The 20,113-nt window shown below is 73.0% G+C and carries 21 protein-coding genes; 15 read left to right on the top strand and 6 right to left on the bottom strand.

The annotated features are described in order from the left end of the window. Window positions 1–8: 8 nt before the first annotated feature. Window positions 9–1,415 carry a xylan 1,4-beta-xylosidase gene (locus tag ACIQGV_RS29600; protein WP_402499621.1) on the bottom strand — a complete coding sequence of 469 codons (1,407 nt, stop codon included), beginning with the start codon at window positions 1,413–1,415 and terminating at the stop codon, window positions 9–11. A gap of 76 nt (window positions 1,416–1,491) precedes the next feature. On the opposite strand from ACIQGV_RS29600, the gene ACIQGV_RS29595 reads away from it, so the two are divergent. Both ACIQGV_RS29595 and ACIQGV_RS29590 read left to right on the top strand, forming a co-directional pair. Beyond that, window positions 1,492–2,586 carry a DUF5925 domain-containing protein gene (locus ACIQGV_RS29595; protein WP_402499618.1) on the top strand — a complete coding sequence of 365 codons (1,095 nt, stop codon included), beginning with the start codon at window positions 1,492–1,494 and terminating at the stop codon, window positions 2,584–2,586. A gap of 93 nt (window positions 2,587–2,679) precedes the next feature. Beyond that, window positions 2,680–2,952 (top strand): hypothetical protein, encoded by a 273-nt coding sequence (locus ACIQGV_RS29590; protein ID WP_402499615.1) that lies wholly within the window; start codon window positions 2,680–2,682, stop codon window positions 2,950–2,952. Here the strand turns inward: ACIQGV_RS29590 and ACIQGV_RS29585 are convergent. After that, on the bottom strand, window positions 2,940–3,311 hold the full coding sequence (locus tag ACIQGV_RS29585) for a GntR family transcriptional regulator (RefSeq protein WP_402499613.1): 372 nt from the start codon (window positions 3,309–3,311) through the stop codon (window positions 2,940–2,942). The two genes, ACIQGV_RS29590 and ACIQGV_RS29585, sit on opposite strands and share 13 nt — an antisense overlap. Window positions 3,312–3,382: 71 nt before the next feature. On the opposite strand from ACIQGV_RS29585, the gene ACIQGV_RS29580 reads away from it, so the two are divergent. From ACIQGV_RS29580 to ACIQGV_RS29565, 4 genes are all read left to right on the top strand, one after another. Continuing rightward, the gene (locus ACIQGV_RS29580) at window positions 3,383–4,315 is read left to right on the top strand and encodes a GNAT family N-acetyltransferase (protein WP_402499611.1); all 933 of its coding nucleotides are present in this window, start codon (window positions 3,383–3,385) and stop codon (window positions 4,313–4,315) included. Continuing rightward, on the top strand, window positions 4,296–4,796 hold the full coding sequence (locus ACIQGV_RS29575) for a DUF402 domain-containing protein (RefSeq protein ID WP_402499608.1): 501 nt from the start codon (window positions 4,296–4,298) through the stop codon (window positions 4,794–4,796). The genes ACIQGV_RS29580 and ACIQGV_RS29575 overlap by 20 nt, the downstream gene beginning before the upstream one ends. Before the next feature lie 156 nt (window positions 4,797–4,952). Continuing rightward, a complete protein-coding gene (locus ACIQGV_RS29570; protein WP_402499607.1) occupies window positions 4,953–5,090 on the top strand; it encodes a hypothetical protein in 138 nt (45 codons plus the stop codon). A 598-nt stretch (window positions 5,091–5,688) separates the two neighbouring features. Continuing rightward, on the top strand, window positions 5,689–6,744 hold the full coding sequence (locus tag ACIQGV_RS29565; RefSeq protein WP_402499604.1) for a lytic polysaccharide monooxygenase: 1,056 nt from the start codon (window positions 5,689–5,691) through the stop codon (window positions 6,742–6,744). 64 nt (window positions 6,745–6,808) lie between these two features. Here ACIQGV_RS29565 and ACIQGV_RS29560 read toward each other — a convergent pair whose 3' ends face one another. Next, entirely contained in the window at window positions 6,809–7,678 is an 870-nt protein-coding gene (locus ACIQGV_RS29560; RefSeq protein WP_402499601.1) for an esterase/lipase family protein, read from the bottom strand. 191 nt (window positions 7,679–7,869) lie between these two features. Continuing rightward, complete coding sequence (locus ACIQGV_RS29555; protein WP_402499599.1) at window positions 7,870–8,316, bottom strand: MarR family winged helix-turn-helix transcriptional regulator; 447 nt, start codon at window positions 8,314–8,316, stop codon at window positions 7,870–7,872. Window positions 8,317–8,432: 116 nt separating this feature from the next. On the opposite strand from ACIQGV_RS29555, the gene ACIQGV_RS29550 reads away from it, so the two are divergent. Next, complete coding sequence (locus tag ACIQGV_RS29550) at window positions 8,433–8,807, top strand: cupin domain-containing protein (protein ID WP_402499596.1); 375 nt, start codon at window positions 8,433–8,435, stop codon at window positions 8,805–8,807. A 17-nt stretch (window positions 8,808–8,824) separates the two neighbouring features. On the opposite strand, the gene ACIQGV_RS29545 is transcribed toward ACIQGV_RS29550, so the two are convergent. Then, window positions 8,825–9,784 carry an ABC transporter substrate-binding protein gene (locus ACIQGV_RS29545; RefSeq protein ID WP_402499594.1) on the bottom strand — a complete coding sequence of 320 codons (960 nt, stop codon included), beginning with the start codon at window positions 9,782–9,784 and terminating at the stop codon, window positions 8,825–8,827. Between the two features lie 396 nt (window positions 9,785–10,180). On the opposite strand from ACIQGV_RS29545, the gene ACIQGV_RS29540 reads away from it, so the two are divergent. From ACIQGV_RS29540 to ACIQGV_RS29510, 7 genes are all read left to right on the top strand, one after another. After that, window positions 10,181–11,038: an amino acid ABC transporter permease gene (locus ACIQGV_RS29540; RefSeq protein ID WP_402499592.1), complete on the top strand. Its 858-nt coding sequence runs from the start codon at window positions 10,181–10,183 to the stop codon at window positions 11,036–11,038. Further along, window positions 11,035–12,846, top strand: coding sequence for an FAD/NAD(P)-binding protein (locus tag ACIQGV_RS29535; protein WP_402499590.1), 1,812 nt, complete (start codon window positions 11,035–11,037; stop codon window positions 12,844–12,846). Before ACIQGV_RS29540 ends, ACIQGV_RS29535 begins: the two co-directional genes overlap by 4 nt. After that, a complete protein-coding gene (locus ACIQGV_RS29530) occupies window positions 12,843–13,604 on the top strand; it encodes an amino acid ABC transporter ATP-binding protein (RefSeq protein WP_402499588.1) in 762 nt (253 codons plus the stop codon). The genes ACIQGV_RS29535 and ACIQGV_RS29530 overlap by 4 nt, the downstream gene beginning before the upstream one ends. A gap of 2 nt (window positions 13,605–13,606) precedes the next feature. Then, window positions 13,607–14,398 (top strand): FMNH2-dependent monooxygenase, encoded by a 792-nt coding sequence (locus tag ACIQGV_RS29525; protein ID WP_402499587.1) that lies wholly within the window; start codon window positions 13,607–13,609, stop codon window positions 14,396–14,398. Further along, window positions 14,395–15,177 carry a DUF1684 domain-containing protein gene (locus ACIQGV_RS29520; RefSeq protein ID WP_402499584.1) on the top strand — a complete coding sequence of 261 codons (783 nt, stop codon included), beginning with the start codon at window positions 14,395–14,397 and terminating at the stop codon, window positions 15,175–15,177. Before ACIQGV_RS29525 ends, ACIQGV_RS29520 begins: the two co-directional genes overlap by 4 nt. A 249-nt stretch (window positions 15,178–15,426) precedes the next feature. Further along, window positions 15,427–16,329: a S1 family peptidase gene (locus ACIQGV_RS29515; protein WP_402499581.1), complete on the top strand. Its 903-nt coding sequence runs from the start codon at window positions 15,427–15,429 to the stop codon at window positions 16,327–16,329. A 435-nt stretch (window positions 16,330–16,764) separates the two neighbouring features. After that, window positions 16,765–17,847, top strand: coding sequence for a S1 family peptidase (locus ACIQGV_RS29510; RefSeq protein ID WP_402499579.1), 1,083 nt, complete (start codon window positions 16,765–16,767; stop codon window positions 17,845–17,847). Window positions 17,848–17,996: 149 nt separating this feature from the next. Here the strand turns inward: ACIQGV_RS29510 and ACIQGV_RS29505 are convergent, their stop codons facing one another. Then, entirely contained in the window at window positions 17,997–19,274 is a 1,278-nt protein-coding gene (locus ACIQGV_RS29505) for a DUF5685 family protein (protein ID WP_402499577.1), read from the bottom strand. Between the two features lie 348 nt (window positions 19,275–19,622). Between ACIQGV_RS29505 and ACIQGV_RS29500 the strand changes: the two genes are divergently transcribed. Then, entirely contained in the window at window positions 19,623–20,060 is a 438-nt protein-coding gene (locus ACIQGV_RS29500; protein ID WP_402499574.1) for a cell division protein SepF, read from the top strand. The last annotated feature ends 53 nt before the right edge of the window (window positions 20,061–20,113 follow it).

Raw genomic sequence — 20,113 nt, 5'->3', positions numbered from 1 at the left:
GGCGCGGTTCAGCGGTCGAGCCAGCGCACCTCGTACGCCTGGAGTGCGGTCCTCCTGCCGTCGACCCGGGCGGTCGTCGCCCGGTCGAGGGTGTTGACGACCAGGACGGCGCGGTCGTCGGCGAGGACGCGCAGGCCCCGTCCCACGGCCTCGACGTCCTGGTAGGCCGTGCCGGGCGGGAAGGCGGCGGAGAAGCGGCTCACCAGGCCGTACATGGGCAGGGGGCGGCCTCCGTCCGCGGTGCCGGTCGGGGACCACAGGCAGCCCGCGCAGTCGGGGCCCTTCTCCTTCTGCGGGTTCCAGTAGAAGCCCGAAGCGGCTCCGCCGCGGACCATGGCGATCATCCCGGCGGCCTGGACGGCGACACGCCGGGTCTCCGACCAGCCCCTGCGCTCGTCGGCGCCGTCGGCGGGCTCGACGTAGTACTCGGCCCACCACAGCGGCAGTCCGCCCGTGCGGGCGCGCACCCAGTCGCCGACGGCGGTGAACTTGTCGGTGGCGGCGAACTCGTCGGGCAGCAGCTCGTCGTCGCGGGTGTGGCTGGAGCCGTCCACGACGACGAAGTCGGCGCCCGCCTTGTGCCGGTTCCAGTAGTCGAAGGCGTCCAGGACGCGCTGGTCGAGCGCGCCCCAGGGGCCCTTCAGGGTGTCCGAGGCGTGCTCGGCGCGCGGGTCGAGGCTGTCCGCCACCAGGTAGGGGCCGCCGACCATGATGTCCGGGTCGACGTCCTTCAGCGCCCGGTGCACCAGGTTGTAGAGGCGGGTGTACCCCTCGTAGTCCCAGCGGTTCTCGGCGTCGTTCCAGAACCCCTTGAACTCGTTCCAGACGATGAAGTGCCGTACGTCCGGATAGCGCCGGGCGACCGTGGCGGCGAGGGCGGCGAAGTCGTCGTAGTGCCCGGGCTCGGGGGCGGTCTCCAGCGCCGCCCGGCTCCAGTCGGTGGCGTCCGCGCCGGGACGGCCGCCCTTCATCCAGTCGGGGGCGCAGCACAGGGTGACGACCGGGGTGCCGCCGGTGGCGCGGACGAGGTCGACGCGCTGGTCGAGCCCCTCGAAGTCGTAACGGCCCTTCACCGGCTCGGGGTTCTCCGCGCCCCAGCCCATGATGTGCTGGTTCTGCGGCAGCGGGCGGGAGCCGAGCAGCTTCCCGGCGCGGGCGACGGCCGCCGGGTCGCCGTGCCCGGCGCTGAACCGTGTGTGGGTGAAGCCCCATCCGACATCGGGGCCGGTGGCCCTCGGGACGGCCGGGGTGCCGTGCACCTTGCCGCCGTCGGGGGTGGTGCCCGCGGTGTCGTCCCGGTCTCCGGGGAGCGTGCCGATCACGGTCACGAGCAGGGCCAGGGCGACCAGGCCCACGCCGAGCAGCGCGGCGAGACGCCACCGCCGGGCCCCCGCATTCCACCCATGTCGCCCCATCGAGGGCAACAGTAACGGCACGGCCACCAGCAGGAAACCGGGTGCACACCGGGCACTTGTGGCGGATCATGGCGGCATGTCAGCTCAGCCGCAGGACGCCCTGCCGATCCGGCTCACCGTCGACGACTCCGACTCGCCGTCCGACGTCGTCGACGCGCTGTTCCTCGGCCGCTTCGCGACCGGTGAGCAGCCGTACGCGCACGCGGCCAACATCGACCGCGTGCGTTCCGGCGCGACCCTGCTGCCCGCGGGCGCCCGGGTGCTGCGTGTGGCCCGTGACGACGACCGCAGCGCCACCCTCGCGGAGGGCGACGGCTGGACCCTGCTGATCTCCCGCTGGAACCGCGGCGCCGACGTCACGGTCACCGCGACCAGCGCCGAACTCGCCGCCGAGGTGCTGGGGAGGGCGACGGACGGCGCGGAGGACGAGCCCGAACCCCAGCCGGAGAACGTGACGATGGGGTTCTGGTACGTCTCCCCGCGCCGCGGCCCGCACCGCACCACCCGGCAGATCTCCGCGGGCACCTGGGAGGAGGTGCGGCCCAACTACACCGCGCCGGTGGCGGACGCGATGGACCGGCTGATGGGGACGACCCCGCAGGACATCGCGGGCCGTCTCCTGCTGCTGCACGGCCCGCCCGGCACCGGCAAGACCTCCGCGCTGCGCACCCTCGCCCGGTCCTGGCGGGACTGGTGCCAGGTGGACTGCGTGCTCGACCCCGAGCGGCTGTTCTCCGACGTCGGCTACCTCATGGACATCGCGATCGGCGAGGACGACTCCACCGGCAAGGGCCGCTGGCGGCTGCTGCTCCTGGAGGACTGCGACGAGCTGATCCGCGGCGAGGCCAAGCACACCGCCGGCCAGGCCCTGTCGCGGCTGCTGAACCTCACCGACGGCCTGCTCGGGCAGGGGCGCAACGTCCTGGTCGGGGTCACCACCAACGAGGACCTGGAGCGTCTGCACCCCGCCGTCGTGCGGCCCGGCCGGTGTCTGGCCCGCATCGAGGTGGGGCGGCTGACCCGCGAGGAGTCGGTGCGCTGGCTGGGCACCGAGGAGGGGATCGGCCGCGAGGGCGCGACCCTGGCCGAGCTGTACGCGCTGCGCCGGGGGACCTCCCCGACCTCGCTGCCGGAGCCGCGCGAGACCGCGGACGCGGGCCTGTACCTGTGAGTGCCTCCCCGGAGGCATGACCCTGCACGCCGGCACCTCGGGCCGGCGGAGCACGGGGACCGGCGCGGCCTGCCGCACCCGGCCGATGTGCCCGTGCGGCGGTGGCCGCAGGAGTGCACGGCCCGTTCCGCCGGCGTCGAGACCGGCGACGCCTTCCACCGGCTGCCGTCCCGGGAGACCTTCGAGGTCCGGCGGGACCGGGTCCCGCCGGACCTCGTGGCCGCGGTGAAGGCGAGCCGCCTCACCCGCATCGAGCGGCTGAACGGGGCGGCGGCGCAGGACGCGGAAGTGTTCGCGGGGACGGCCCGGGCCCAGGACCTCCCGGTGACCCGTACCCCGTGGCGGTGGGCCCGCTACTCCCCGTAGGCCGCCCGCAGGGCGTCCCGTGCCGCGGCCGACGCCTCCTCCCGGGACGCTCCCAGACGGTGGGCGCGCTCGGCGAACGCCTGCGCCTCGGAGGCCAGTTCCCGCTCCACGGCGGAGCCGGCGGCGGCGACGAACGTGCCGTTGCGCCCCCGTGTCTCGATCACCCCGTCGCCCTCCAGCACCCGGTACGCCTTGGCGACGGTGTTGGCGGCGAGGCCCAGCGACTCGGCGAGCCCGCGCACGGTCGGCAGCCGGTACCCCACCGGCAGGGCCCCGGACCGCGCCTGCCCGGAGATCTGCGCCCGGACCTGCTCGTACGGCGGGACGCCGCTGTCATCGATGTCGATCTTCAAGGTCACGGGCCGATTCTCCCGCACCCGCAGGAAAATGGGCGGCGGCGGCGTGCGCCGCCCACGTAACGTGCGGCTCCATGACCGTCATCGTGCGTGAGATCCGGCCCGGCGCGCGTGCCGACCTGGAGGGCTTCGCCGCCGTCAGGCACCACGCCCTCCCGTTCCATCTGATCACCGCGGACTCCCTCGCCCACGACCTGGACCATCTCTCCCCCGACGCCCGCTACCGGCCGCTCGTCGCCGAGGACGGGACCGGCGAGATCATCGGCTCCGCGCAGGTCGGCCTGATCGCCGACAGCCGGGACCCCGGCCAGGCATTCGTCAACGTGTACGTGCACCCACGGCACACCCGGCGCGGCGCCGGCACCCTGCTGGTGCGCGCCGCCGAGGAGTATCTGGCGGCCCAGGGCGCGACCAGGCTGCTCTCCTGGGTCCTGGACGAGCCCGGCAACCGTGCCTTCGCCCGGGCACGGGGCTACCGCGCGAGCCGTTCCGCGCACTTTCTGCGCCTGGACCTGGCGGGCGGCACGCTTCCGCCGCTGCAGGACCCGCCGCCCGGGATCGAGCTGCGCACGGGTGCCGACTTCGCGGACGACCCGCGCCCGCTGTTCGAGCTGGACGCGGAGGCGGCGGCGGACGAGCCGAGCGACGCCGGTGTCGCGCCGGACGACTACGGGGCATGGCTGGCGGAGACCTGGCGGCATCCGCTCGGCGACCCGGAGCTGACCGTCGTCGCGGTGGCCGACGGCCGCCCGGTCGCGTTCACCGCGGCCCGCACGGACGGCGTCCGCCGCTACGACAGCGGCATGACCGGCACGGCCCGGGCCCACCGCGGCCGGGGTCTGGCCAAGCTGGCCAAGAACCACTCCCTGCACCGTGCTCGCGCGGCCGGTTACACCGACGCCTTCACGGGCAACGACACCGGTAACGGACCGATGCTGGCGATCAACAAGTGGTTCGGGTACGAGATCTGCGCAACGGAGGTACGCCATGTCCGTGAACTCGGCTGACAGGACGGGGACGGTGGAGGTCGTCCTGGTCAAGGCCGGTCGCACGAAGATCCGTTACTCGGCGGAGCTGCTCGCCGACGACGGCACCCGGATCTCGGTCCGCGCCCCCTGGGCCGGCGACGGCGTCCGCGACTTCGGCTTCGTCCGCTTCGAGCCCGGTGACGTGTTCACCGAGCACTACTGGCGCGACCGCTGGTACTCCGTCAAGGAGGTCCGTGACGGCGGGGGCGCGCTGAAGGGCTGGTACTGCGACATCACCCGCCCCGCGGTGCTCTCCGGCGGCGAGCTGGTCGTCGAGGATCTCGACCTGGACCTGTGGCGCTCGGCCGACGGCACGGACGTACAGCGACTGGACGAGGACGAGTTCGAGGCGAGCGGCCTCGCCGGGCGGGATCCCGCGGCGGCGGCAGCGGCCGTGGCGGCTCTCGACGAGCTGGAGAAACTGGCTCGCGAGGGAGGCTTCGGCACCCTGCCGGCCTGAGGTCCCGCACGTTCCGCGGCCGCACGGTCACGGACGGCGTTCACGTCCCCCGGGGTGACGGACGCCACAGACAGACCGGCCGCGATGAGGAACTCTCACCAAAAGCGTCTACCTCCGTGAGAACACGGAACACGGTAGGCACTGAAGGAGGCAGCCATGCGCCGAGCAACAGTGCAGAAGCCCCTGAAGAGGTCGGACTCCCGCAGGATCCGCGACGAGGCCGAGGAACAGCCCGTCACGCGCCCGGAGATCCGAAAAGACATCGCCCGGGTCTGGTGGCCGGAGGCGCCGTGAGCGCCGGCCGGGCCAGACGTCCGCGGTGGCGGACGCGGCCCTGAAGCCGCGTCCGCACGCCGCTCGACGGCCTCGCACCCGCACTCCGGACAGACCTTCGGGTCTCCCCCGTCGTCGCGTCGGTGGAGAGCCCGGCCCCGGACGGACCCGGGGCACACGCGCGGGTCCCGGTGAACCTCGGCAGCCGTCCCCCACGCCCTGCCCACGGACGTCGGGGCGGACGGCGATGCCGTCCGGGAACAGCCGGCCCCGTACGTCTCCGGGACGACGGGACCGACGACCGGTCCACCGGTGACGCACACCCGCCCCGCGGCCACGTCTGCCGCGCGATCCGCCCCCATGGGCTGCGGCATCACACCCATGCGCTCGGCACAGGGGCGGTGAGCGGCGTCGGTGAGGGCCTTCACGGCCGGCCCGCCGGCGCCCCCGGCGGGCCGGATCCCTTCCTGTGCCGTGGCGTGGACCGCACCCACCTGATCTCAGCCTGAGCACTCCCTTAAAAGCACCATAAGGATCTCCGTCAGGGCCCCTCAGCAGGCGATTTCACGGGTTCTTGGGGCTAGCTTCTGATCGCCGCCCCACTCGGAGGAGATCACCGATGCCCGCACGTCTGAAGGCCGCCGCGACCGTCACCGCCCTCGGTCTGGCCCCGCTCGCGCTGACCGCGCTGTCCGCCGCGCCCGCGGCCGCGCACGGCTCGATGGGCGACCCGGTCAGCCGGGTCTCGCAGTGTTACGCGGAGGGCCCGGAGAACCCGAGGTCGGCGGCCTGCCGGGCGGCCGTCGCCGCGGGCGGCACACAGGCGCTCTACGACTGGAACGGCATCCGGATAGGCGACGCCGCCGGACGTCACCAGGAGCTGATCCCCGACGGGAAGCTGTGCAGCGCGAACAGCGAGGAGTTCAAGGGCCTCGACCTGGCGCGCGCCGACTGGCCCGCGACGAGCGTGAACAGCGGGCCGCACACCTTCAAGTACCGGGTGACCGCCCCGCACCGGGGCACCTTCAAGGTGTATCTGACCAAGGCGGGCCACGACCCGGCGAAGCCGCTGGCCTGGGGTGACCTGGACCTGGCGAACCCGGTGGCGACGTCGACGAACCCGGCCGCGTCGGGCGGCTTCTACACGTTCTCCGGCACGCTCCCCGAGCGCGCCGGCCGCCATGTGCTGTACGCGGTGTGGCAGCGCTCGGACAGCCCGGAGGCGTTCTACTCCTGCTCGGACGTCGACTTCGGCGGCGCGCAGGCGGCCCCGGCCGGGCCCGCGCCGAGCGCCTCCGCCCCGTCCGAGGAACAGATCTCGGACGGCAGCGACCGGTCGACGGTCGAGAACCACGGCCACGGGGACGACGACGCGCACACCTCCGCCGAGCCCACGGCGCCGGCCCGGGACGCCGACGGCGGGAACGGGCAGGACACCCCGGCCGCGCAGGACGAGCAGGCCGGGCAGGGCACCCCGGCCGCCCAGGGCGCACCGGCCTCGTCGGGCAACGAGCCGAAGGCCGCCGCGGCCGGCCGGAGCCTCGCCGAGACCGGCGGCGACAGCAGCACGGCGTATCTCGCGATGGGCGGCGCGGCCACGCTCGCGCTGGGTTCCGCGGTGCTGTTCGCCTCGGTGCGCAGGCGCGCGGCGTCCGGCGCCCGGAACGCCGGCTGAGCGGGGCCCTCGCAGACTTCCGGGGCCTGAACGGCGGCTCAGGCCGGTCAGGCCCCGGCGGACGTCAGCTGAAGACCGACGCGCAGGTGGTCCGGGTGGCACGGGCCGGGTCGAGCGCGTTGGCCACCTCGTGGAAGGCGATCCGGTCCAGCAGGCCGATCGCCAGGTGCTCGGACAGATCGAGCGGGCACAGGTCCTGGAGCAGCACATTGCGTACGCCCGGACCCTCCAGCCAGCCGCTGGTGTACGGCGTGACGACCTCGTCGTACCGGGTGGCGATGACGGTGTAGCGGACGCCGGGCACGGTGTCACCGCCCTGGTTGAGCTTGGTGAGGAAGGCGGATCCGGCGATCTGGTCGGCGAGGCCGGGGGTGGCGAGGGAGAGCAGGTCCTCGGCGCCGGGGAAGTACGGCAGCAGCTTGGTCAGGCCGTTGAGCGTGGTGCCGTGGTTGTCCGGCGCGAGGCCGATCAGGGCGTTCACCTCGGCGGCCCCGCCGAGGAACTTGAGGTAGTAGCGGGGCATCATGCCGCCCTGGGAGTGCCCGACGAGGTCGGCCTCGGGGGCGCCGGTGGCGGCGAGCACCTTGTCGACGAAGGTGTCGAGCTGCTGGGCGGACCTGTCGATCGGGCCGAGGCCGTGGAAGAACGGCACGCCCGGCAGCTGGCCGTAGTCGAGGGAGAAGACGCAGTAGCCCCGTGCGGTCAGGTAGGGCGCGAGGCCGAGCCAGTTGTCGACGGAGTTGCCCAGCGTGCCGTGGACCAGCACGACGGGGCGGGGGTGGGCGGCGGACGGCTTGCAGTGGTAGTCGTTCCAGCCGCTGCTGGTGACGGCGGCGTTCTGCGCGTGGGCGGCGGTGGCGGCGGGGACGGTGGCGACCGCGGCGGCCAGCAGCAGGGCGGAGACGGATCTGAGCAGGCGCTTGACGGGCAGCATCGGGTGATCTCCTTGCGGCTCAAGGGAAGTGGCGACTGCCTTACGCCCTGTGATCCGGATCACGGGATGCTGTTCACTCGTCAAGTTACGAACGAGTAGTCAAAGATGGAAGTTACGCGTCAGTAAAAACTTCCAGTGCTAGTCGGACTCGACCGGCGCACTGGCTGACACGAGCCACTGCGGCCCCACCGTCACCACGCGGGCCGCAGGGGCCCGCCCGGGGCGATGCGCGCCAGAGCCGCGTACAGACCCCGCAGCTCCCCCTCCCCCAGCACGTCCGCCCAGGCGCGCACCGCCTCCGCGGCCGCCTCCTCCGCCGCCCGCGTGCAGGCCCAGCCCCGTTCGGTGAGCACGATCAGCCGCGCCCGCGCGTCGTCGGGGTGCGGACGCCGCTCGGCGTACCCCTTGCGCACGATCTCGTCGACGAGCTGACTGGCGGCCTGCTTGGTGACCCCGAGATGCGCGGCGAGGTCGGTGGCCGTGGCCCCGTCGGGCGCGAGCCGCGCGAAGGCGAACCCGTGCGCGGGCCGCACCCCCTCGAAGCCGCGGGCGGCGACCCCGTCGTTGACGTGCCGGGTGAGTTCACCGGCGACGGCGAGCAGGGCGGCGGACAGGGCCATGGCGTCGGAGTTCTGCACCCCCGCATTGAAACACCCTTGACAGACCGGTCAAGCAGCTTGACCATATAGTCAAGCTGCTTGACCAAATGCACCGGCTCTCCGGCCGGTCCGGCACCCTCCGGGAGGAACCCGCCTTGCCCGTGATCCGTTCGTCCGACGCCGTCACCCATGAGATCCACGGCGCCCGCTTCGTCTCGTACGCGAACCCGCGCACCGGCAGCAAGGAGCTGTGCGCCTGGCGCGGCGAGATCCCGGCGGGGACGAAGGCCCCCGCGCACACCGTCAGCCGGGAGGAGATCTTCCTGCTCCTGATCGGCGAGCTGCTGATCACCCTCGACGGCCGCACCGAGCGCGTCACCGCCGGCGACACCGTGATCGTCGGCCCCGGCTCGACCCTCGCCGTCGAGAACCCGACCGATCACACCGCGGTCTCCTGGGTCACGACGTCCGTGGGCCTGGAGGCGGAGCTGGCCGACGGCACGCTCCTCACACCCCCCTGGGCCAACTGACCCCGAGGGCGCGCGGGTCAGTCCTTGAGCTCCGGCGGCGAGATCCGCGACTCCTCGATCGCGGAGCCCGCCGTGCCCCACTTCTCCAGGATCCGGTCGTAGGTGCCGTCGGCGATCAGCCTGTTCACCGCCGCCCGGAAGGCGGGCGCCAGCTCGGTGCCCTTCTTGAAGGCGAAGCCGACGTCGAGGCGGTGGAACTCGTTGAGGAACCTGAAGCCCTCCTGGTGGGCGACGGCGTAGCGCAGCCCGTTGATGGTGGACATCACCACGTCGCTGCGGCCCTGCTGGAGGGAGGACCAGACGGCGCCGGCCTCGCTGTACGTCTGGACCTCGTACGGCTTCTCGCCCGCCTCCTCGCAGAGGTGCCTGTTCTCCTCCAGCGTGGCCTCGAAGGTGGTGCCCGCGCCGGTGGCGACGTTCAGACCGCACAGCTGCGCCAGGTCGGTGATCTTCGGCAGGTCGCTGTCCTCGCGGGTGGCGAAGCCCTGGCCGTCGTTGACGTAGGTGACGAAGTCGACGGTCCTGCGCCGCTCGTCGGTCACACCGAAGTTGCTGGCGCCCACGTCGTACCTGCCGCTGTCCAGGGCGGGCAGGATCGCCTCGAAGCTCGCCTGTTCGGTCTTCAGGTCGATGCCGAGCACCTTGCCGACGGCTTCGGTGAAGTCGACGTCCTGGCCGGTGAGGGTCGTTCCGTCGTCGAGGTAGGTGGTGCCGGGCGGTGTGCCGCCGACACTGACGGCGACGGTGAGGCTCGTGACGCCCGGCGGGAGCAGCTTCACCGCGGCGGGATCCTCGGCGATGCCGGAGACGACGTCCTCGGTGGGGACCTCGCCGGACTTCGCCGCGGCCTGCGCGGTGCCGCCGCCGGCGGGGTCGTCCGAACCGGAACCGCATGCGGTGAGCAGCAGGGTCGCCGAGGTGATCAGGACGAAGGGGGCGAAATGACGTGCACGGGCGTGCACGGGCGTACGACGCATGGTGTGCGGTCTCCTGAGGAGCTGAAGGGAAAAGCGCGGGGCGAGGGGAGGGGCGCGCGTGTGAAGGCTCTCGGACAGAGGGAGAGGTGAAGGAAGAGAACGCGAGATGCGCCCGGGTTCAGACAGGGCGCGCAGGGGGTCGGCTCAACAAGAACAGGACCACACTCGACCGAAGTCGATGTGGGAGCGCGTGACCAGCCACTGCTGCGGATGCATGGGCCAAGTGGAGCAGGTCTCCGGTTGTGCGTCAACTGCGCCGAGACGCGACGCTCACAGTTCGGACACCCTTGACAGCGTGGGGAATTGGCCCCGTAGTCTCGCAGGACGGCCCTGCTGAGGGGCTCGGCCGTGTCCGCCGTGTGAAGGCATCCATCCTTTGTGCCATGGAGCCCTCGCATGTCTTCCGACACCCTTGCCGAAGCCCCCGCGGCCCCTGACGTACCGGGGGATCCCGAGGTACCGCGGATCGTGCCGCGGCGCCGGTACGGACAGTGGACCGCCGCCGTCGTCGTGCTCGTCCTGCTGGGCCTCGCCGTCGACTCCGTCCTGCGCAACGACGCGTTCCGGTGGGACGTCGTCGCCGAGTACTTCACGTCCGCCTCGGTGCTGCGCGGACTGTGGCTCACCCTCTGGCTGACCGCGGTCGTCATGGTGCTCGGCTTCGCGCTCGGCACCCTGCTCGCCGTGGCCCGGCTGTCCGCCAACCCCGTTCTGCGTGCGGTGAGCTGGGGTTACGTCTGGCTGTTCCGGTCGATCCCGATCCTGGTGCAGCTGCTGCTCTGGTTCAACATCGGGGCGCTGTACCCGCAGATCCTCGGGGTGAGGACCGTCGACCTGCTCGGCCCGGTCACCGTCGCGGTCATCGGGCTGACCCTGCACGAGGCCGCGTACGCCGCCGAGGTGGTACGCGCGGGCATCCTGTCCGTCGACCGGGGCCAGATCGAGGCCGCCCAGGCGCTGGGGCTGGGCCGGTGGCGGCGCGGGCGGCGGATCGTGCTGCCGCAGGCGATGCGCTCCATCGTGCCGCCGGCCGGGAACATGCTGATCGGCACCCTCAAGGGCACCTCCATCGTCAGCGTGATCGCGGTGAGCGACCTGCTGTTCTCGGTGCAGCTCGTGTACCACCGCACCTACCAGGTCATCCCGCTGCTGATGGTCGCGACCGTCTGGTACACGGTCGTCACCTCGGTGCTGAGCGCCGGCCAGTACTACGTGGAGAAGCACTACGCGCGCGGCACGGAGACCTCCCGATGAGGCCGTCGCTGGTGATCGTCGGGGCCGGTCCGCGGGGGACCGGTCTGCTGGAGCGGATCGCCGCCAACGTGCCCGGGATGTACGCGGACCAGGGTCTGGACATCCATCTCGTCGACCCCCATCCGCCGGGCGCCGGGCGCATCTGGCGCGAGGCGCAGTCGCCGCTGCTGTGGATGAACTCGCACGCCGAGGACGTCACCATGTTCACCGACGACACCGTGAGCATGGCCGGGCCCGTCGAGGAGGGGCCCACGCTGCACGAGTGGGCCGGCATCGACGGCCGCACCTTCACCGGACGCCGGCTCCAGGGCTCCTATCTGCGCTGGGTTCACGAGCGGACGGTGGCGCGGCTGCCTCCGCGGGTGCGGGTGCATCACCATCCGAGGCGGGCCCTGCGGGTCGACGGCCCGCGCGAGGGCCGCCAGCAGGTGTGGCTGGAGGGCCGTCCGCGTCCCCTCCTCGCCGACCTCGTCGTCCTCGCGCTCGGCCATCTCGACGCCGAACCCGACGACGAGCAGCGGGCGCTGGCCTCGTACGCGCGGACCCACGGGCTGGTGCATCTGCCGCCCGGCTTCACCGCCGACAGCGACCTGTCCGCCCTCCCGGCCGGCGAGCCCGTCCTCGTACGGGGCTTCGGGCTGGCCTTCGTCGATCTGATGGTGCTGCTCACCGAGGGGCGCGGCGGACGCTTCGAGGACGGGACCTATGTGCCCTCGGGCCGGGAACCGGTGCTGTACGTCGGGTCGCGGCGCGGGGTGCCCTATCACTCCAAGATCGGCTACGACTGGACCGGCGAACGCCCGCCGCTGCCCCGCTTCCTGGGTCCGGCCGAGATCGACGCGCTCCTCGCCCGGCCGGGCGGCTTCGACTTCCGGCGGGACGTGTGGCCGCTGGTGGAGAAGGAGCTGGGCTTCGCGCACTACCACCGGCTGTTCACCGCCCACCCCGGGCGGACCGCCCTGCCCTGGCCCGACTTCGAGGCGAAGTACGCCGTCGCCGACGCGGCCGAGCGGGCGGCGCTGGTGGCGTCCGCCGTGCCCGACCCGGCCGACCGGCTCGACCTCGCGGCCCTGGACCGGCCGCTGGACGGGGTGCGGTACGCCTCCTCCGCGGACCTCCAGGAGGGCATGCGCGGCTACATCGAGAACGACCTGACCCGGCGGCACGACGCCGGGCACAGTCCCGACCTGGCCGTCTTCCTCGGGCTGCTCTCGGTCTACGGACAGCTCGTGCGGCTCGGCGACATCGGCGGCTGGTGGCACGGGTTCTTCAGCTCCCTCGCCTCCGGGCCGCCCGGCCCCCGGCTGCGGCAGATGCTCGCCCTGTCCCGGGCCGGGGTGCTGCGCCTCGTCGGCGCCGACATGGCCGTGGCCGCGCAGGACGGGGTGTTCCGGGCGTCCAGCCCGACCGTGCCCGGGGTGCGGATCGAGGCCCGTGCGCTGGTCGAGGCGCGGCTGCCGCAGCCGACGGTGGAACGGACGCGGGACGGGCTGCTGCGGGAGCTGTACGCCGACGGGGCCGCCGCCACCCCCGACGGACTGCTGGCCGTCGACCCAGCCGACGGGCGGGTGCTGGACCGGGCGGGACGCCCGCATCCCAGACGGTTCGCGCTCGGCCCGCACACCGACGCCCGCGGCTCGGGCGCCTTCACCCGGCCCCGCACCGGCGGCCCGGCCTTCCGGCAGAACGACGCCACCGCCCGGGCCGCGCTGGCCTTCCTCACGGAACTGGCCGAACGGGCCGCCGTCCAGGCGGACTCCGCCGGCTTCCACCGTCCTCCACCGGTCTTCAAGGGATGCACGCGATGAGCGTCATGGTCGACATCAGATCCGTCCACAAGAGCTTCGGCTCCCTGGAGGTCCTCAGGGGCATCGACCTCACGGTCCGTGCCGGGGAGGTCGCGGTGGTCCTCGGACCTTCCGGCTCCGGCAAGTCCACGCTGCTGCGCACCGTCAACCACCTGGAGAAGGTGGACCGGGGCACGATCAGCGTCGACGGGTCGCTGATCGGCTACCGCCGCTCCGGGAACCGGCTGCACGAGCTGCCCGAGCGCGAGGTGCTCGCGCAGCGCACCCGGATCGGTTTCGTCTTCCAGAACTTCCGGCTGTTCCCGCACCTCACCGTCCTGGAGAACGTTGTCGAGGCCCCGGTGTCGGTAGGGAAGCGGTCCCGCCGCGAGGCCGTCGCGGCCGCGCGCGCACTGCTGGACCGGGTCGGGGTCGCCGACAAGGCCGGCGCCTACCCCCGGCAGCTGTCCGGAGGGCAGCAGCAGCGGGTGGCCATCGCCCGGGCGCTGGCGCTGGAGCCGGCGCTGCTGCTGTTCGACGAACCGACCTCCGCGCTCGACCCCGAGCTGGTCGGTGAGGTCCTCGACGTCATCAAGGACCTGGCACGCCGGGGCACCACGATGATCGTGGTCACGCACGAGATCGGGTTCGCCCGGGAGGTCGCCGACACGGTGGTGTTCATGGACGCCGGGCGGATCGTCGAGCAGGGCCCGCCCGGTGAGGTGCTCGACGCACCGCGGCACGAGCGGACCCGCGCGTTCCTGTCGAAGGTGCTGTGACGATGGGGCTGCTGCATCTCGCCGCCGCGCTCGACACCGACGGCGGCCATTGCGCCGACGCGACAGCGCTCGCCGAGCGCGGCGGGCTCGACTTCGTGACCCTCGCCGGTGCGGACCCGCAGGCCGTGGTGGCACGGGCGGCGGCGCTCACCACCCGGATCGGGCTCGTGACCGGCACCGGAACGGGCGCGGGCACGGGAGCCGCGTACGGCCGCGCGGGGGTGCGGGTCGGGGAGCCCGGGCCGCACGGCGTCCCGGCGGACGCGGCCGTCCTGGTCGTGGACGTCACCGCCGACCCGGCCACCTCACGGTTCGCCGCCCGGTACGCCGACGTGGCGCTGGTGCGGGCCCTCGGGCGCGCTCAGGCCGGCGAACTGCGCGCCGGACTGCGCCGGGAGACGGCCGCGGCCGGGCGCGACCCGGACGCGCTGCGCGTGCTGGCGGGTCTGCGGGTCGACCTCGGCGGCGGCGAGCACGCGGCCGAGCCCGGCCACGGCGGAGGAGGTCCCCGGCACACCGCGGAGGGCCCCCTCTACCGCGGCGGCCCGGTCGATCTCGCCGAACTGATCGCGCGCTGGCACGCCGACGGGGCCGCCGACGGGTTCCACATCACGCCGGTCGAACCGCGCCGCGACCTGGAGCGGTTCGTCAACGGCACGGTCGCCCTGCTCCAGCACCGCGGCCTGTTCCGCACCTTCTACCCCGGCGGCACGCTCCGCGAGCATCTGGGTCTGCCCCGGCCCGTCCCGGCGGACCGGGCCGGCCACGACACCATGGAAAGGCTGATCACATGACGACCGAAGCATCCGACGCATGGAAGCGGTGGCACGAGCACCGCTCGGAAACGGTGTCGGCGCCCTACGGACCGCTGGCGCTGTCCGGTACGCATTGGCTGGAGGACTATCCGGAGGGGCGACTTCCGGACATTCCCGGGGTCTGGCGGGCCGACGGCGACGCGGTGCTGCTGACCGCGGCCGCACCGGACGGGCTGGAGGTGGACGGCACGCCCCTCACCGGCGGGATCCGCCTGACGGCCGACACCGGCCCCGCGGCCGGCGCCCGGGTGACCCTCGGCGAACGGCGCCTGGTCGTGCTGGTGCGCGAAGGCGCCTGGGGCGTGCGGGACTTCGACCCGGCGTCCGAGGCGCGACGCGCCTTCAAGGGCATCGAGGCCACGCCCTACGACCCGCGCCGGGTGGTGCCCGGGCACTTCACCCCGTACGGCGAGGACCGGACCGTGCGCGTGCCGAACGCGGACGGGCGCGAGCGCGGGCTGGGACTCGGCGGCGAGCTGTCCTTCGCCCTGGACGGACGTACGTTCACGCTCCAGGTGAGCGTCGAGCAGGACGGCTCGCTGTGGGCGGTGTTCGCCGACGCCACCAGCGGGATCAGCAGCTACCGGTTCCGCTTCCTGCGGCCCGCCGCGCCCGACGCCGAGGGCCGTACGACGGTCGACCTCAACCGTGCCCTGCTGCCGCCGTGCGCCTTCGCCGACCACTTCATATGCCCCTTCCCGCCGCCGGGCAACACCCTGGACACGGCGGTGGAGGCCGGGGAGCGCACCCTGCGCTGAGCCCGGTCCGGCGGGGCGGGGCATGCCCTGTCCGTCCTCGCGCGCCTGATGGACGCGCGTTGCTCGGCGGACAGTTGAAAGCCGCACGGCCGAAAGGCGCCCTTGCGCCGGTCGGCCGTGCGGCCGAATATTCCCCACAGCGCTTGTCAGGGGCACGACGTGTTCGGGATCCGGACGGTCGCCCCCGACTGCGCCTCACGGGCCCCGACCCCACGCGGGCCCCCGACTTCCTTTGTGGAGGAACGACAAGTGAGGATCAAGCGCACCACCCCCCGCAGTGGCTTTTCGAGACGGACCCGGCTGATCGCCGTATCCACCGGACTCGTGGCCGCCGCAGCCATCGCGATCCCCAACGCGAACGCATCCGACGTCACCACGTTCAGCGCGGCCCAGCTCCGGGGCACCGCCGACGCGGTGCTCCAGGCCGACGTCCCGGGCACCGCCTGGGCCGTCGACGGCAAGACCAACCGTGTGCTGCTGACGGTCGACAGCACGGTCTCCCAGGCCGAGCTCGCGAAGATCGAGCGGCAGGCCGGCGCGAACGCCGACGCGATCACCGTCAAGCGCACGCCCGGCACGTTCAGCAAGCTGATCCAGGGCGGCGACGCCATCTACGCGTCCAGCTGGCGCTGCTCCCTCGGCTTCAACGTCCAGAGCAGCAACGGCACCCAGTACTTCCTCACGGCCGGTCACTGCACCGACGGCGCGGGCACCTGGTACTCCAACTCCGCGCGCACCACGGCCATCGGCTCGACCGCCGGCTCCAGCTTCCCGGGCAACGACTACGGCATCGTGCGCTACACGGGGTCCGTCAGCCGGCCCGGCACCGCCAACGGCGTGGACATCACCCGGGCGGCCACGCCGAGCGTGGGCACCACCGTCATCCGCGACGGCTCCACCACCGGTACGCACAGCGGCCGGGTCACCGCCCTCAACGCGACCGTCAACTACGGCGGCGGCGACGTCGTCTCCGGCCTGATCCAGACCACGGTCTGCGCCGAGCCCGGCGACTCCGGCGGCGCGCTCTACGGCAGCAACGGCACCGCGTACGGTCTGACCTCCGGCGGCAGCGGCAACTGCTCCTCCGGCGGCACGACCTTCTTCCAGCCGGTGACCGAGGCCCTGAGCGCCTACGGAGTGAGCGTCTACTAGGACGCCCCGGGGCCGGACCGCGCACCCGGCCCCCCTCCGTACCGAACCGCCCGCAGCCGGCAGCACCCCGAGCCCCCGCACGCATCCGCCGTGCGGGGGCTCGTCCGTGTGCGCGGGCCCGGCAGCACACGGCGGCAACCGCCTCCGGCCCGCGCGGGGTCGGATTCGCGCCAGGTCCGTACCTCACCGTCCGGGACCAGTTACTCGCGCGTAGTGTTTGCAGTGCGAATTTTCTGTGTGGCTCCGGTGACGCGACCGTGGACACCCCCGCAGACACAAGGGCCAGGGGCGCACGGAGGGTTGGCACACGCGCGTCCTGAAGTCGACCTTGTGTGCTCCCTGTGAGGTTCGGAAGAGTAAGTGCCCGTCAACCAGCCTTCCGGTCCGCGAGGCCCCCACAGCCCGCGGAACCGACCCCCCACAGGAGGACGCGAGTTGAAGCACCGACGCATACCCAGGCGGCGGGCCGCCGTGGCAGGTGCGGGTATCGCCGCACTGGTGGTCGCGGGTGTCACCTTCCAGAGTGCGAACGCGAGTGAGCCGACCGACAGCGCGCAGCCGAAGACCCTCTCGGCGCCCGCGGCCGGAAAGCTCGCCTCACTGCTCGGGCAGAACCTCGGCACCGACGCCGCGGGCACGTACTACGACGCCGAGACCCGGAGCCTGGTGGTGAACGTCCTCGACGAGGCCGCCGCCCAGGTGGTCGAGGAGGCCGGCGCCGAGGCCCGGCTCGTCGAGAACTCCCTCGCCGAGCTGAGGAGCGCCCGCTCGACGCTCCGGCAGGAGGCCACGATCCCGGGCACGGCCTGGGTGACCGACCCGACCACGAACAAGGTCGTGGTCACGGCCGACCGCACCGTGTCCGACACGGAGTGGGCACAGCTCACCGACGTCGTGAGAGCGCTCGGAGGGACGGCCGGGCTCCAGCGCACGAAGGGGGAGTTCAAGCCCTTCGTCGCGGGCGGCGACGCCATCACCGACGGCAGCGGCCGCTGCTCGCTCGGCTTCAACGTGGTCAAGGGGAACGAGCCGTACTTCCTGACCGCCGGGCACTGCACGCAGTCGATCACCACCTGGTCGGACTCGTCCGGCAAGGAGATCGGGCAGAACGAGACGTCCAAGTTCCCGGGCGACGACTTCGGCCTGGTCAAGTACACGGCCGAGGTGGACCACCCGAGCGAGGTGAACCTCTACGACGGCTCCGCGCAGGCGATCTCCGGCGCCGCCGAGGCCACCGTCGGCATGGAGGTGACCCGCAGCGGCTCGACCACCCAGGTCCACTCGGGCAAGGTCACGGGCCTCGACGCCACGGTGAACTACGGCAACGGCGATGTCGTCGACGGCCTGATCCAGACCGACGTGTGCGCCGAACCCGGCGACAGCGGCGGCTCACTCTTCTCGGGCGACAAGGCCGTCGGCCTCACCTCCGGGGGCAGCGGCGACTGCACCGCCGGCGGGGAGACCTTCTTCCAGCCGGTGACCGAGGCCCTGACGGCCACGGGCACCCGGATCGGCTGACCTCCCGCACGCCCTGAGCCGAAGGCCCGCCCCGCGCGCGAGGGGCGGGCCTTCGGTGGTTCCGCGGCGACGGGCCCACGGGGCGCGGGGAACCGCGTGAGAACCCGCACGGCCGGAGCCGCGGCACGGGCTTCCGCGACGCTCGGGCGTCAGCAGTCGCACCCGCAGTCGCACCCGTCGCAGCAGCCCCCGTCCTCACCGCAGCAGCTGCAGCAGTTGCAGCAGTCCCCGCACCCGGAGCAGTCGCAGTTGGAGCACGACGCCTCCTTGCGCTCACGCGTCCAGGGGTCCTCGTACGTGCCGCAGCACAGCTGGCAGGTGCAGGCGAGGCCCGCCCACACCGCGCACCCCGCGAGCAGCCCGCGCCGGTCCCGGCGGGGCGGCTGGGGCGGCAGCGGCGCACCGGGACCGCCGGGCGGCCCGTACGGCCCCGAGGGCGGCGGCCCGTACGCGACAGGCCCCTGGCCGAGGGGCCCGTGCGCGGAAGGCCCGTGCGCGGAAGGCCCGTGCGCGGAAGGCCCGTGCGCGGAAGGCCCGTGCGCGGAAGGCCCGTGCGCGCAGGAGGCCGTCGCGCCGAAGGCGCGGTCCACGGAGGCGGGCAGCTCGTGCACCAGCAGCCGGTGGGCGAGCCGGCCGTCGGTGAACTCTGCCTCGCGCAGGGCCAGGCGGATCCCGTGCACGGCGTCGTCGGCCAGCCTGCGGGCCTCCGGGAGAGAGGTCCCGGTCGCGGTGAGCGGGTTCCAGGCGCCGGAGGCCGCGTCGGCCGCCCGGTCCTCGACGGCGTCCAGCAGATGCGCGAGCCGCCCGAAGAGCCGGCCCGCCTCGGCCAGCGGCTCGGCGTTGCCCGGCCGTCCGGCGAGGACCGCGGTGTGGGCGAAGGCCGCCGCGGTGGCGGTCTCGGTCGGCTCGGTGACGGTGAGGATCGGGGTGCCTGGTCCGGCCAGTGCCTCCAGACCCACCTGCCGGTCGACCGCCTCGACCAGCACGGCCGTGTCGAAGCCGACCTCGATGCCGCTGCGCGCGCCGGCCCGTCCCCAGCTGTCGGCGACCCGGCGCGCGGCGAGGGCCACGGGCGCCCGCGCCAGCAGTCCGTCCCCGTCGGCCATGTGGTCGCGCACCTTGGCCGAGGCCAGCACCAGGGACACGGCGGCCGCGAGCCGCGCTCCCTCGCCCCGGGCGACCGACGCCGTGCGCATCCCGCGCAGCGGGCACGGTCCGGCGGTACGGCGCCAGCCCTCGGCCTGCTCCTTCGGTGCCTGAGCCTCCGTCAGAACCGAGACCAGCAAACCGTCGTAATTCGTTACAATCCGGGCAAATTGCCCGTGATCCCGGCGCAGTGCCAGGCACAGCCCGCACAAGTGGGCCATCCACTGGGTCTTGAGCCGCTCACCGAGACGGTGACGGCACGGCCTGACTATTCCGAACACGACGATCCCCCGTGATGTGTGCGACGTCTGACGCGGCATCGACAATGAGCCGAGTGGCTCGATCGTATCGGCCGACAGTCACACCGAAGGGCCCTCCCCCGGGACCGCTTCGTTCACCCGTACGCACCTCTGTTCACTCGCGTGCCGTGAAGAATCATATTTCACTCACAGTCAGCAGCCATACGCGTCGGGACCCTTGGGGGACCTGGGCTCTCGACGGATCGACTGTGCACCAGTACCGTCACAAACCCCCCGCGCGGCGTCTATCCACTTGGCGCACCGTCCGCATCATGGATGACCATAGGGATGCAGGACAGAAGAAGAAGACCGCTGTGAGAGGAGGCGTCCATGGGATCGGTGCGCAAGGCGAGTGCGTGGCTCGGCCTCGTCGACGACAACGATGACGAGCGCTACTACGACGACGACACCTACGAAGGGAACGACTCCGGGGACGCCTGGGTCACGGACCCGCGGGTGAAGGTGGCCACGGACACGGCAGAGGAGAAGGGCCGCCGGATCGGCACGGTCACCCCGGACAGCTTCCGGGACGCCCGCGCGATCGGCGAGCTCTTCCGGGACGGGGTCCCGGTCATCATGAACCTCACGGCCATGGAGCCGGCGGACGCCAAGCGCGTCGTCGACTTCGCGGCCGGCCTGATCTTCGGACTGCGCGGCTCGATCGAACGCGTGTCCACCCGGGTGTTCCTGCTGACCCCGGCCAACACGGAGATCATCAACGGCGAGCCGGCGGCGCACCGCACCGACGGCTTCTTCAACCAGAGCTGAGGCAGGGCCGACCCACCGGCCCTGCCCCGCTCGGGGTACAGCGTTTCACCGGC

Source organism: Streptomyces sp. NPDC093094 (assembly GCF_044754345.1).
Classification (GTDB): domain Bacteria; phylum Actinomycetota; class Actinomycetes; order Streptomycetales; family Streptomycetaceae; genus Streptomyces.
This window is presented reverse-complemented; position numbering and strand designations above follow the sequence as displayed.